The 12657-nt window shown below is 58.1% G+C and carries 11 protein-coding genes; 9 read left to right on the top strand and 2 right to left on the bottom strand.

Annotated elements, in window-relative coordinates:
- Positions 1-127: 127 nt before the first annotated feature.
- From rpsF to trxA, 7 genes are all read left to right on the top strand, one after another.
- The gene (rpsF, locus tag HMPREF2820_RS00100; protein WP_005511978.1) at positions 128-415 is read left to right on the top strand and encodes a 30S ribosomal protein S6; all 288 of its coding nucleotides are present in this window, start codon (positions 128-130) and stop codon (positions 413-415) included.
- Between the two features lie 121 nt (positions 416-536).
- Positions 537-1103: a single-stranded DNA-binding protein gene (locus tag HMPREF2820_RS00095; protein WP_070602149.1), complete on the top strand. Its 567-nt coding sequence runs from the start codon at positions 537-539 to the stop codon at positions 1101-1103.
- Positions 1104-1203: 100 nt separating this feature from the next.
- Positions 1204-1656 carry a 50S ribosomal protein L9 gene (gene rplI, locus HMPREF2820_RS00090; RefSeq protein ID WP_005511982.1) on the top strand — a complete coding sequence of 151 codons (453 nt, stop codon included), beginning with the start codon at positions 1204-1206 and terminating at the stop codon, positions 1654-1656.
- 735 nt (positions 1657-2391) lie between these two features.
- Positions 2392-3984 carry a replicative DNA helicase gene (gene dnaB, locus HMPREF2820_RS00085; RefSeq protein ID WP_049170075.1) on the top strand — a complete coding sequence of 531 codons (1593 nt, stop codon included), beginning with the start codon at positions 2392-2394 and terminating at the stop codon, positions 3982-3984.
- A gap of 142 nt (positions 3985-4126) precedes the next feature.
- Positions 4127-5323, top strand: coding sequence for an acyltransferase family protein (locus HMPREF2820_RS00080; protein WP_070602148.1), 1197 nt, complete (start codon positions 4127-4129; stop codon positions 5321-5323).
- A gap of 89 nt (positions 5324-5412) precedes the next feature.
- Entirely contained in the window at positions 5413-6261 is an 849-nt protein-coding gene (locus tag HMPREF2820_RS00075; protein ID WP_070602147.1) for a fumarylacetoacetate hydrolase family protein, read from the top strand.
- A 142-nt stretch (positions 6262-6403) separates the two neighbouring features.
- Positions 6404-6784, top strand: a complete 381-nt coding sequence (trxA, locus tag HMPREF2820_RS00070; RefSeq protein ID WP_016421700.1) for a thioredoxin — start codon at positions 6404-6406, stop codon at positions 6782-6784.
- 106 nt (positions 6785-6890) lie between these two features.
- On the opposite strand, the gene HMPREF2820_RS00065 is transcribed toward trxA, so the two are convergent.
- Positions 6891-8192, bottom strand: coding sequence for a serine hydrolase (locus HMPREF2820_RS00065; protein ID WP_070602146.1), 1302 nt, complete (start codon positions 8190-8192; stop codon positions 6891-6893).
- A gap of 161 nt (positions 8193-8353) precedes the next feature.
- Here HMPREF2820_RS00065 and HMPREF2820_RS00060 point away from each other — a divergent pair, with 161 nt between their 5' ends.
- Complete coding sequence (locus HMPREF2820_RS00060) at positions 8354-9208, top strand: PspA/IM30 family protein (RefSeq protein WP_070602143.1); 855 nt, start codon at positions 8354-8356, stop codon at positions 9206-9208.
- A gap of 181 nt (positions 9209-9389) precedes the next feature.
- Here HMPREF2820_RS00060 and HMPREF2820_RS00055 read toward each other — a convergent pair whose 3' ends face one another.
- On the bottom strand, positions 9390-10958 hold the full coding sequence (locus HMPREF2820_RS00055) for an NYN domain-containing protein (protein WP_070602141.1): 1569 nt from the start codon (positions 10956-10958) through the stop codon (positions 9390-9392).
- A 261-nt stretch (positions 10959-11219) separates the two neighbouring features.
- On the opposite strand from HMPREF2820_RS00055, the gene HMPREF2820_RS00050 reads away from it, so the two are divergent.
- Positions 11220-12497: an MFS transporter gene (locus tag HMPREF2820_RS00050; protein ID WP_048732259.1), complete on the top strand. Its 1278-nt coding sequence runs from the start codon at positions 11220-11222 to the stop codon at positions 12495-12497.
- Positions 12498-12657 lie beyond the last annotated feature (160 nt).

Genomic DNA, 12657 nt, shown 5'->3' with positions numbered 1-12657 from the left:
TACCCTGGCAGGGTTGCTTGACGCAACGATCCTCCTGCTGCATAGCGGTTGGCATGAAAGACAGTGCCAGCGCACCACGCTGTGTAGCCGAAATACAAGAACTAGACCATAGGAGGTGATGAGGTCCGTGCGTCACTACGAAGTAATGATTATTATCGATCCGTCTCAGGATGAGCGCACCGTAGGCCCGTCCCTGGAGAAGTACCTCGACGTTGTCCGCAAGGAGAACGGCAAGGTGGAGAAGGTGGACATCTGGGGTAAGCGCCACCTCGCCTACCCGATCGAGAAGAAGGAAGACGGCATCTACGTTGTCGTCGACCTCACCTGCGAGTCCGCAACCGTGCTGGAACTCGACCGTCGTCTGAATCTGAACGACAGCATCCTGCGCACCAAGGTGCTGCGGGTTGATCGTTAATCTGCGTCATATTTGCGTAGCCAGAGTGCTCGAATGGGGCACACCGGTAAAGCGAAAGCCGTAGGATAGCGGGCGAAAGCCCCATCATCAGCTCGACAGAATACAACCGAGGAGAAGAAGCATGGCTCAGGGAGACGTACAAATCACGGTGGTTGGCAACTTGGTTGCTGACCCGGAGCTTAAGTACACCCAGAACGGCACCGCCGTGGCGAATTTCCGCGTCGCGTCGACTCCGCGGGTGTACCGAGATGGCCAGTGGGTTGACGGCGAGGGCATGTTCCTCACCTGCAGCCTGTGGCGTGAGGCAGCGGAGAACGCTGTCGAAAGTCTCTCCAAGGGCATGCGCGTCATCGTCCAGGGTCGTCTGCGCCAGCGCAGCTACGAGACCCGCGAGGGCGAGCGTCGTACCGTCTTTGAGGTTGAGGTCGATGAGGTGGGTCCGTCCCTGAAGTTCGCTCGAGCTCAGGTTACGCGCACTCCACGCAACGGCGGTGGAAACTTTGGCGGCGGTAACCGCGGCCAGGGTGGAAATGCCGGTGGTGGTTTCGGCGGTGGCTTTGGTGGAAACCAGGGCAACCAGGGTGGACAGAGCGATCGCGGTTTTGGTGGCGGAGCTCCTGCGGAAGATCCGTGGAACTCAGCTCCTCCGGCCGGTGGCAGCTTCGGCGGCGATGAGCCTCCGTTCTAAGCTCCTTCCAGCCACGGCACTACGTGACTAGTTTGCAGCAGATTTAGCATCCACAATTCTCATAATCTTTTAAAGACATATCCAGCGAAAGGCAGGGATCATGAAGCTGATCCTCACCGCCGACGTTGACAAGCTCGGTGTCGCAGGCGACATCGTTGAGGTCAAGGCCGGCTACGGACGTAACTACCTGCTTCCTCGCGGACTGGCAATTGTTGCCACCCGCGGCGCAGAAAAGCAGATCGAGGGCATTCGTCGTGCCCAGGAGGCTCGCGCTATCCGCGACCTCGACCATGCACGTGAAGTCAAGCAGAAGATTGATTCGCTCGACAACGTCTCCGTTGCTGTGAAGGCTTCGGAAAATGGCAAGCTGTTCGGTTCTGTCACCAAGGGTGACATCGCCGATGCAGTTCGTAAGGCTTCCGGTCAGGCTATCGACAAGCGCGCAGTCGTGCTTGCTCCGAGCCAGATCAAGTCCCTTGGTAAGCACACCGTTGACATCGCGCTGCACCCGCAGATTACCGCGCATGTTTCCGTACAGGTCGTCGCCGCGTAAGTTCGCGGTTTAGAGTTTTTACTTTGACGGCGGCTGACGAGCACCGCGTTTAAAGACTGCGCGGGCTCTGAGGCCCAATGACAACAGCACACGTGAAGCTCTGATCTTTCGTAGTGAAAGGTCGGGGCTTTTCGTGGTTTAAGGCTGGTTTAAAGCCTTTTACGCAGGTGTTGGAAAGAGCGTCTACGACTTGTCCACAGGCTAACGATGATTGCTGTGGATAAACCTGTGGGTAACTTGCCTGGCTGCCGTGGATAACTTTTCTGGAGAGCGCGAGATTTTTATTAATTTATCGTTAATAATCTCCGCATGAGCAGCATCGATGCTAACGAGGTAACAGAGGATTACATTTGTGCAGAATTAAGGCAAATACGCACTGACCTGCGTAGATAGAATATTTCCGGGTTGAAACTCCGCTACCCCCGTTAACATTCAAGCGGCGGTTTAGGGTTACGGACCGTTCACCTGGACTTTTCTTGATTGTGCACATGTTCTCCCCAGGCTTGTCCACAGGTGCTGTGGATAACTTCGGGGATAAACACCGTAGAAGATTGTTTTCCGGGGCCTTCAAGGGTACTTTTACAGGTCCGTCAATCCGCTCGAACAGGTATAACTGCGGTAGGTAGTCAGGTGTCCAGTGCTGGCGGTCGGAACAGACATATTGAGTGTGACGGTCAGTCAGCAACAGGGTTGAAAAGGCACCTAAGTGGTCCAGAAGGGGAGGAGCTGCTCACGATGAGTCAGCCTGTAGGTGATGGTGGTCATTCCGGAGCAGGGGACGAGGCGTCCTCCTACTCGGTAAATTCCCACGATGATTCCTTCGATGACGTTCCGCTGCCCCCGGAACCGCCGGTAGAGGATGCGCCACCGGAGGAGTATTCCTTCTCTCAGAGCTCGGGCAACGGATCGTCGGCAAGCGGATCTGGGGCGCGGGACTGGGAGCGAGACCGTGGTCGTGGCGCTCGTGCGAGTGCGGTCGCGGGCGCGACTTTTGAGCGCACGCCGCCGCACAATATCGAGGCGGAGCAGAGTGTGCTCGGCGCGATGCTGCTGAACTCAGAGGTCGTTGCGGATGTGTACGAGCAGCTGACGCCGGAGGATTTCTACCGGCCAGCGCACCAGACGATTTACTCGGCGATTTTGCACCTCTACGGTGAGTCCTCGGAAATTGACCCTATTTTGCTGGCAGGTCGTCTGGATCGAACTGGAGACCTGGAGCGTATCGGTGGTCCGCTGTACCTGCACACCTTGGCCTCCCTGGTTCCAACGGCGGCGAATGCGCAGTTCTATGCCCGCATTGTTGCGGAGAAGGCGACAATCCGTCGCCTGGTCGAGGCCGGCACGAAGATCGCCCAGATCGGCTATGCGGGCGCGGAGGACACGGAGCCGGAGCAGCTGGTGGATGAGGCGCAGCAGCTCATCTTCAGCGTTGGACGTGAGAACACGAAGAATGACTACGTTCCCATCGCCGATGTCCTGGATGACACGCTGGAGGAACTGGATCTTATTACCCAAAACGGCGGTCTGGCGCAGGGTGTGCCGACGGGGATTACCAACCTGGACAAGCTGACGAACGGCCTTCACCCAGGTCAGATGGTGATTATTGCGGCTCGTCCGGGTGTGGGTAAGTCCACGCTGGCGATGGACTTCATGCGTTCGGCATCGATTCGCAACGGCATGACCAGCGCAATTTTCTCGTTGGAAATGTCGCGCAACGAAATCATGATGCGCATCATGTCCGCAGAGGCGAAAATCAACATGGCATCTTTGCGCTCCGGTGACCTGGATGAGCGGGACTGGACAAAGCTGGTCGAGGTCGGCGACAAGATTCGGGATGCTCCGCTGTTTATTGATGACTCGCCGAACCTGACCATGATGGAAATTCGCGCGAAGGCACGTCAGCTGAAGCAGAAGCACGATCTGAAGATGATTGTGGTCGACTACCTGCAGCTGATGAGCTCGGGTAAAAAAGTCGAGTCCAGGCAGCAAGAGGTCTCGGAGTTCTCCCGTCAGCTCAAGTTGTTGGCGAAGGAACTCGAGGTACCGCTGATTGCAATTTCGCAGCTGAACCGTGGTCCGGAAGCTCGCACAGATAAGAAGCCACAGGTCTCGGACCTGCGTGAGTCGGGTTCGCTGGAGCAGGATGCCGATATCGTCATGCTAATTTACCGGCCGGACTCGCAGGAGGCTGACCATGAACGTGCTGGTGAGGCGGATATTATCGTCGCAAAGCACCGTGGTGGACCGACCGGAAGCATTGCTGTGGCCCACCAGCTGCACTACTCCAGGTTCGCCAACCTAGCGGAGGAGCCCAGCGGTTCTCTCTAGGTGCCTGGCCTAGCCACCCAGAATTAGTGCAATCCGGGGGGCTAGGTAAGGTGAGTGACAGTCAATGGGGCGAGTTTTCGTGCGTTGATGGTTTTGAAGGTTTTGAGGGTTACGCGGAGTCGTCGGGAAGCGGGGAAGCACTATGTCACCAACTGCCGCTCCCGTGGCAGCGGAGGCCAAAGCGAAAAGGCAGAAGAGTGCGCCGAAACAGCGCGTCGGTTGGGTAGATGCGGCTAAGGGGCTGTGCATTCTTTTAGTTGTGCTTGGCCATGCCATCACAGAGCTGCAAGCGCACGGTTACTACACGGCGCAGTGGGCGGGGATTAACTTCTTCCTCGGACCAATCCGTATGCCGCTGTTTTTCCTGCTATCTGGTCTCTTTGCCGGCAAGGCACTCAAGGAGTCGTGGCATAAGTTAGCCAATCGCCGAATCTGGGTGATGGTCTATCTCTACGTGATTTGGGTTCCACTGCGTGACTTCGTGCTTTTCCTCATGCCGTATACGCACGTGGATGCCGATGGCATAGTGTCTCCGGCGCCGATTACAGACCATAGCGCGTGGGGGCCGCGAATTTACAACACGCTTCACGCGATCATCGAACCAACTTCCTACCTATGGTTCCTGTGGGCGCTGGCGCTGTTCGCAATTCTCACACGAGCATTCCGCTGGGTACATCCGGTGATTCAGCTCATCGTTACAGGCCTCATTAGTGCATGGGCGCCTTTTGCCTCGTCCAGCTGGTCGTGGGACTTTGTCAGCAAAATGCTGTTCTTCTACGTGCTGGGCATGTACGGCGCGCCCTGGATCTTCCGGATGGCACAGCGTCGCAGTGGTCTCGCACTACTAGTGACGCTGACGGCGTTTCTGTCGGTGGCGATCTGGGTGCAGGCGACCTACTCGAGCTTTAACGAAGGCAACGTCGGCTTCACCCGCGTGTACCTGTCCACCACTGGCGCACTGGCTGCAATCAATGTCATGGCGATGCTGCAGAACACTCGCCTAGTTGTGCCTTTTGAAAAGGTTGGCGGCCGAACGCTGCCTATCTTCCTTATGCACATTCCAATGTTGGTTGTGGTCATGATTATTTGTGACCTCATCCTGCCAAAGGACCCACACTTGGTCATCATGACGCCGCTGGTGACTATCATTGCGGCGATGCTGTGCCTTGGTCTGCACAGGTTGCTGCTTGCCATCGGTGCCGGGTGGCTCTTTGTCCGTCCTGCGTGGGTAGTGCGCATGACTACGCCGGGGCAGCGTGCCCTTCAGCGCAGCCAGAATCCTTCTTCCCTGCCTGAAGGCGAGGCTCCGCGTCAGCCGAAGAGCGAACCTGCTTCCTAATTCAGCTCAACAAGGCGGTAGCGTGGAACCGAGAGCCGATCAGGCGGCAGAAGTGACACAGAGAATAGCCATGAAGAAATGAGAAAGCCATGCGTCTAGCAACGTTGCGATACCAGGGTGCAACCCGCGCCGCTGTTCTCGGCGACGGCGTAGCGGTCCTTTTTGATGACCACTGTCTCGGAGATGTGTTAGCGCGGCCAACGTGGCGTCGTGAAGCGGAAGAACTCTTGGCGGAGGCGGGGAACAACCCTGACAACGTCATGGCGGAGAGCGCGTGGGCGTTCGCACCGCTGATCACGCGGCCGGGCAAGATCGTCTGCGTCGGCCTGAACTATGCCGCGCACATCGATGAGATGGGACACCAGCGCCCCGAGGTGCCGACGTTATTCGCGAAGTTTGCCGATGCCGTCGCTGGCGCGAAGGATGACATCCGAGTGCCGGAGGCCTGCGCGGAGAAGCTCGATTACGAAGGCGAGCTCGCGGTTATCGTCGGCGAGACCTGCCTGCGGGTGTCGGAGGAGCAGGCACAGGACGCTATCGCTGGGTACGCGATTATGAATGATTTCACCCAGCGCGATTTCCAGTATGCCACCGCGCAGTGGCTACAGGGGAAGACGTTGCAGCGCGCCAGTGCTTTCGGGCCGTGGATGCTCACGGCTGATGCTTTCGATGCGGACTCCGCGCGGGTGCGCACATACGTCGACGGAGAGCTGCGCCAGGATGCACCGATTGCGGACCTTGTTTTCTCCCCGGCGAAGTTGATCGCCTACATCTCACAGTTCGTGCAGCTGAACCCGGGCGATGTCATCTCCACGGGAACGGCGGCGGGTGTTGGCCACGGCATGAGCCCGCAGACCTACCTTCAGGATGGTCAGGAAATGGTCATCACCATCGATGGTCTGGGTAAACAGGCCAACACTGTCCGCATCAACCACTAGCACGCGCCGCTTTACGACGTTCCCGCGAACCCGGCGGGAATGAATCGACCCCCGCGTGCGTTGTGGGAGACTAACGGGTAAAAACCTACGTAAAGAACGTGAAGTTAGAACACGACGTTAAAGAGTAAGAGGAGTTAGACCCATGGCAACTGTTGATATTACGAACGAGACTTTCGCTGAGACTATTCAGAACAACGACATTGTGCTCGTTGATGCCTGGGCATCCTGGTGCGGTCCGTGCCGCCAGTTCGCCCCGATTTATGAGAAGGCTTCCGAGAAGCACTCAGAGGTAGTGTTCGCAAAGCTGGACACCGATGCCAACCAGGAGGTTTCGGCAGCCCTGGGCATTCAGTCGATTCCGACGCTGTTTGTTTTCCGCGAGGGAATCCTGCTCTTCCAGCACTCTGGTGTGCTGCCGGAGGCCGCCCTGAGCGATCTGGTTGGCCAGGCTTCGGAGCTGAACATGGATGATGTCCGTGCGCAAATTGCCGAGCAGGCCGCACAGGATAGCGCTACCGAGTAAACTCTGCGGTTCAGCCCGCATACTGTGCGTTTTCCGACTTGGAGCACTTCCGCGTAAGCCCCCGCGCCTGAACTAGCCCTCAAGCGCGCGGGGGGGCTTTTTGTATCTAGTCCGCGCGCTGGCCACGAATGAGCCAGCCAATACCAAAGCCAGCGAGTGCTGCTACTAGCGTCCACAGGGCTGGAGCGACTTTGTTTGAGTCCTCCTCAATCGACAGTGGTGCGCTGGTGCGGGCGTGCTTTGTCTCCTTCTCACCTGTTGGCAGAACCTGCCCGTCTGGGAACACGTGCTTGACAGCTTCGGTGAGTTCGTTGGCGGTCAGGTTTTTGCCCAGAACCGCGATAGCGTAACGGTCATCGTCGCCAAGGAATCCGGCAGTGGTGTGCTGCTCTTCGTACCAACCGGACTTGTTGGCAATCGTTTCCTTCGGTAGCGCTGCACGCAGACCGAAGTTCTGGTCTGCATCGCCGTAGGAGTAGCGCGGCAGTGAGTACATCAGCTGACGCATGTATTTGGTCTCCGTGTCGCTCAGCCCGCCTTCTTCGCTCAGCATCCGGTCAAAGTAGGCAACCATGTCGGCTGGCGTACTGGTGGTGGCTCCCCACATAGGTGAGCCGACAGTCTTATCCGAGAGGCCGTAGCGCTGTCGGACATTGTCAACGATGCGTACACCGCCGTAGGAATCCCACAGCTCGTCAGTTGCTTCGTTGTTGGAGTATCGAATCATGTCGTCGCGCAGCATGGCGTCGGGATTGCCCTCAACCGGCATATCACCCTGGCCAGCGACGATCTCGCCCTTCTTCGGCTGCGTGTAGTTGGAATAGGCCACAACATCGGCGACGAATACCTTCATCAGGCTGGCAAGGCGAAAAACATCATCACAGTGTGAGTTGCAGATGAACTCACCGGTCTGGCGATCCAGAATGCCCATGCCGAGCATGCCGCCCTTAGCATCGAACTTCTCGGTCACTTCGTCGAGACGAGTTTGCACGCCAAGGCCCCACTGGGTCTTCGCCCCTGGCACAAGTGGGGGAAACTCCTTCGGCTCACTTTTCACAGTGCTTTCCGACGGCTCCGTCGAGGACGTTTCCGATGTCGGTGAAGAGGTTTTCTCGGTCGACTTCTCAGCCGACTGTTCCGCCGACTTCTCTGCGGTTCGCCCTGTGCTCTTCTCAGGAGCCTTTTCAGCTGGCTTTTCGGTGGTCTTCTTCGTTTTTGCGTCGGAGGGCTTAGTCGGCTCTGTTGAGGATGGAGCTGCTACGACTACCTGCGAAAATGCACCGGTATCGGTGGATTCAGCAGTTGCGGTGACTGTCGCGTTAGCCAGCGGCGCAGTTGCTGACAGAGTAATTACCGCGGCGAGACTCGCGGCCAGTCCGCGGTACGCGCGTTGAGGGCAATGAACCATGTTTAGAGAGTTTACAACTCTGGGGGAGTCTTGCTTGTCGGTAACCAGCTCTTTCCGTTTGCCGAGAGAGAGCGAGCTAGCTCACGTACAATTTTTTAAGAGATGGAATCTTCTCGGTTCCGATTAGTTATTCCGCATATGTTGAGGAAGGTTGGATTTGCATGGCTAATCCATTTGCCAAGGGCTGGAAGTACATGATGTCTTCGTTCGATAAGAAGATCGAGGACAATGCGGATCCTAAGGTTCAGATTGCACAGGCAGCTGAGGCCGAGCGTCAGCGCCATCAGGAGATTCAGCGTCAGGCTGCGGCTATCATCGGCAACAGCAATCAGCTGGAAATGCAGCTGGGGCGGTTGACCTCTGAGCGTGACAAGATTACCGAGAACACCCGGCAGGCACTCGCCAATGCGGATCAAGCTCGTGCCAAGGGCGATGAGGCCACTGCACAGAAGATGGAAAGCACTGCTGAGGTGTTTGCCACCCAGCTGGTGAATGTTGAAAAGGAGCTGGAAAATACTACGCAGCTCCACCAGCAGGCCGTATCTGCTGCTGAGGAGGCACAGCGTCAGGCGCAGCAGTCGCAGGCTCGCTACGAGCAGATTAAGCAGGATATCCGCAAGCTGGAGTCGCAGGCCGATCAGGCCAAGATGCAAGAGACCGCGTCGAAGACTCTCCAGAGCATGCAGGGTATTTCCGAGGATCCGAATGTGCCGACTTTGGATTCGGTCCGTGAGAAGATTGAAGGCCGCTACGCCAATGCGTTGGGCGCTCAGGAGCTCGCGGAATCCTCACAGGCAGGTCGCATGGCTGAGATCGAGACTTCGACTCGCGATGCCGCTGCTGACATGCGTCTGGCCGAAATTCGTGCCCAGATGAGTAATGAAAACGCTGCTCTCGAATCCGGTTCTGCCGTGAAGGATAACGCCGGCGAGCTGGAGGCCGCCGAGTCCGCCGAGTCCGCCGAGTCCGTTGAGGCCGTTGAGGACACCACAACGGACGCAGACGAAGCGAAGTAGCGTTCACCAGTTGCCACCGATCGCCAACAAGAAAGTGTCGGGGTTTATGTCAGTTTGAGCGGGAAAAACCACCCTAAACTGACATAAACCCCGACACTTTCTCGCGTCAGCCGCACCAGCAGCGTCAGCCGCGCCAGCAGTGCTGAAGCCACCGAAACTGCCGAATCCGTGAGGCGCGCTATTACTCCAATTCGCCGTTCTTCCGCGCGAGCAGCACTCCGCGGATACCGGCGTGGAAACCATCGCGCAGATTGACGCGCTGCGTCTCCGTCAGCGTGTATTCGTGCAGGGTTTCGCACGCAAACTGCAGCAGCGGACGATCAATGTCCGGTGGCAGCCCACCACCAGAGAGCAAGTGGGCACTATCGCGCGCCTGCTCGTTCGCAATATTCTCGTACCACCAGTTCGCGTACTGCTGTCCCACATCGAACGGCGTCTGAAAACCCGCGGATGCCCACACCTCGTTCGGCAGGGGCACGTATCGACTACGCAGCTTCCTCCTTGGCGCCATCATCGAAGGATTCGGCCGCGGGCTTGGTTTCGGCGTACTCGTGTTGGCACCGTCTTCGCTTGTCGACGGCTCCGTCGCCGACCCCCCACTGCCAACTGCAGTCGACGATGCGGAATCGGAGGCAGACGCGCCTGCATTCTCGGCTCCGCTGTTGTTCGCAGTGTCGTTACCAGCCCCACTGCCAGTGTTGACTGTCGCGCCGGGCATGGTCGCTGGAGAAGGCTGCGCTGGCTGCGTTTGCTGTGTTGGCGAGGCAGCCGAAACGCCCGAAGCAGCGGAATCCACCCGTGTAGCTTCTGAACCGCCGGTGCGCTCTACCTCAGCGCGGTGCTCAGCCTGCGCCGGGATTTCCCGGGCACCCATCTTGGCCGCGTGCTCGACCTCGTTGAACTTCGGCGAGTCGGCCTTGGCCGTCGGCGTGGCTGCGGCATTGTCTTCGCTGCGACAGTCGGAGTCGCTGTCAGCCGTGGGGGATGGCACAACGCGCTGGTCCTGCGGAACCTCCGGAGTGCCGGCCTCCGGCGAAGCAGCGTCACCGTCGGTAGCGGAGGGAGTGTTCTCCGTGCCGTCGTCAAGCGAGCCCTCGCCCGGAGGAGTGATGCGCGTATCCGGCACGCAGGTGGCGCCGAGATCCTCGATTGGTTCGGCATCGCCCAGCGGCTTATTCGTGCGGACGACCGGTGGGATTGGGCCTTCAAGGACGTTGAGCTGCATGGCGTCGGCGAAGTCCTCGCGGGGATCGAGGATTGTCGTCGAATCGCAGGCATGGCGAAGTGCACCGGACATGGAGTCCCAGCCGAAGCCGTAGAGATGCACACGCACACCGGCAGCCGAAGCCTCAGCGACGCCGGGCAGCATGTCCGCATCGCCCGAGACCAGCACGATATCGGAAACTTGGTTGCGCAGGCCGGCGACGACCATGTCTGCGACGAGTCGCGTATCGACGGCCTTCTGAGTCCGTCGGTCACCCCATTCAATGAGCTGACCCGCGCGCAGCTGCACACCATCGATCGTGCGCAGTGAGCGCTGGTAACGATGCGGCCCCGACTCCGGGATGCCGTCGTACCAAAGTTGCCGCTGAACTGGCTGGTTCAGCTGCTGGTTAATCATTCGGTCAAGGACACTAACTACTTCTCTAAGGTCGATTTCTAATTGCCCGCGGGCTCCGGTTTCCCACGAGTTGTAAAAGCTCGCCAATAAATATGACGTATCGACGAACACCAATGTGCGTTCAAGCATGGCTCCTAATTCCTGATTCTTTATTAACTAAATAAGCAAACCGGTTACATCGACAAGGATGCCCGAATAATTCATTCTATGCGCTAAACATGTTTAACTTCAGGGACTATTCTTAATAAGCCGCATCACTTTGACCGCTCTTCGCGGGTTGGCAGGAGTGCGAGTCGACGAGAAGGCACCGATCAATTTAGGTATTGACGTGCAAAGAAATCGCCCCGCGAAGAGTACGACCACACAGGAGAAGGGGAGTTACAAACAGGTATGAGACGCTGGTTCGGCCTATTGGTTCTCATTACTGTGTTGGGACAAGCGGTTTTCAACGGCGGTCGCGTGCTGCTTTCTTGGCGAGTCCTCGATTTTGGCGGTTCCGCCGCCACCGTCGGCTGGTTCACTGCTGCATTTTCACTTGTACCTCTTATTATTGCGCTTCCCGCCGGCAAGCTTGTCGACAGTCATCGCGCCACCGAAGTCATGTACTCCGGTCTCGTCGCCACCGTCATCGCGGCAGCAGTAATGGCGCTCTCGCCGAACCTACCTATTCTTCTGCTCGGCTACGTGGCCCTGGGTTTTGCCCACATGACCACGCTCATCGCCGCTCAAGGCATGGTTTCGCACCTGCGTGGCGGCGTCGCCGGGCTCGATAGCCTCTTTGCTTATTTCACGCTCGGAATTTCCGTCGGGCAGTTCCTCGGCATTGTCGGTGCAGGTCTGCTCACTCCCAACCACGACGGCAGCGCCATGACCGCCACCACTTCTGCGCTCTGGGCGATGACGGGAATCGGCGCGGTCGCCCTGGTCATCGGCTGGCCGGTCGCAACTGCTTATCGACGGCACGAAGCGAATGCAGCCGCCGAAGTGCAAGCTGCTAGCTCAACTGAGCAATCCCCGGCGTCGACTGTTAGCGACCGCAGCCGGATGGACAAGAGGCGGCCGGCGCAGGCCGAAGCCAGCGGCGCATCGGTCCTAAGCATCCTGCGTATCGACGGCATGTCCAGCGCCATGGCTGTATCAATTGCGGTCATCGTAGCCATTGACCTGTTGACGGCATATGTGCCGGTGCTGGGACGCGAACTGGGCTTTAGTGTTGCCGAGGTGACGGCAATCCTTGGTGCGCGTAGTGGCCTCGCGATTATTTCCCGAGCCCTCATGCCGACTGTTTTGAACCGAGCTAATCGCAATCGAGTCCTTATCATTGCAGTTTGTGCCGGTGTCCTGCCGCTTTTGGCAATGCCGTGGCTACAGAGTGCGTGGCTGATGGTTGTCGCGGTTGGTATCTGTGGCTTGGCGTGGGGTTTTGTCATGCCCATGTCAATGACGTGGGTGAGCTCCCTGGTGGATGCCGAGGTGCGCGCTCAGGCGCTATCCATCCGACTGATGGGTAACCGCTTGGCGCAGGTCATCCTGCCGCCGGTTGCTGGTTTGGGTGCTACCGCGATGGGTGCAGGCAGCGTGTTTCTGGGTGCGGGTGCGCTGATGGGGGTCGCGTCTGCCACTGCTTGGCGACGACTCGCAGGTGACAAGGCGGCTCTGACTAAGTAATTGGTCGATTGCTGAGTTGCTGAAAAGTAGCGCCCGAGCCGTAGGAAGGCTCAAATCTGGCGTACAGAGTTAACTAAAGTGATTCGTTTTCCAGGTTCTACCAGCGGATTCGCTTAAATAGGGGCATGTGTGTAATGTATCTGGAGGTCAGCGTGGCCAG

It is taken from the genome of Corynebacterium sp. HMSC064E08, assembly GCF_001811805.1.
Taxonomy (GTDB): Bacteria; Actinomycetota; Actinomycetes; order Mycobacteriales; family Mycobacteriaceae; genus Corynebacterium; species Corynebacterium jeikeium_D.
The sequence above is the reverse complement of the archived record's forward strand: the minus strand, read 5'-3'. Positions and strand labels throughout refer to the sequence as shown.

What these genes read in the sequence shown, in the direction of transcription:
- HMPREF2820_RS00095 (WP_070602149.1), top strand. Translation starts at nt 537, where the DNA reads ATGGCTCAGGGAGACGTACAAATCACGGTGGTTGGCAACTTGGTTGCT.
- rplI (WP_005511982.1), top strand. Translation starts at nt 1,204, where the DNA reads ATGAAGCTGATCCTCACCGCCGACGTTGACAAGCTCGGTGTCGCAGGC.
- dnaB (WP_049170075.1), top strand. Translation starts at nt 2,392, where the DNA reads ATGAGTCAGCCTGTAGGTGATGGTGGTCATTCCGGAGCAGGGGACGAG.
- HMPREF2820_RS00080 (WP_070602148.1), top strand. Translation starts at nt 4,127, where the DNA reads ATGTCACCAACTGCCGCTCCCGTGGCAGCGGAGGCCAAAGCGAAAAGG.
- HMPREF2820_RS00075 (WP_070602147.1), top strand. Translation starts at nt 5,413, where the DNA reads ATGCGTCTAGCAACGTTGCGATACCAGGGTGCAACCCGCGCCGCTGTT.
- trxA (WP_016421700.1), top strand. Translation starts at nt 6,404, where the DNA reads ATGGCAACTGTTGATATTACGAACGAGACTTTCGCTGAGACTATTCAG.
- HMPREF2820_RS00065 (WP_070602146.1), bottom strand. Translation starts at nt 8,192, where the DNA reads ATGGTTCATTGCCCTCAACGCGCGTACCGCGGACTGGCCGCGAGTCTC.
- HMPREF2820_RS00060 (WP_070602143.1), top strand. Translation starts at nt 8,354, where the DNA reads ATGGCTAATCCATTTGCCAAGGGCTGGAAGTACATGATGTCTTCGTTC.
- HMPREF2820_RS00055 (WP_070602141.1), bottom strand. Translation starts at nt 10,958, where the DNA reads ATGCTTGAACGCACATTGGTGTTCGTCGATACGTCATATTTATTGGCG.
- HMPREF2820_RS00050 (WP_048732259.1), top strand. Translation starts at nt 11,220, where the DNA reads ATGAGACGCTGGTTCGGCCTATTGGTTCTCATTACTGTGTTGGGACAA.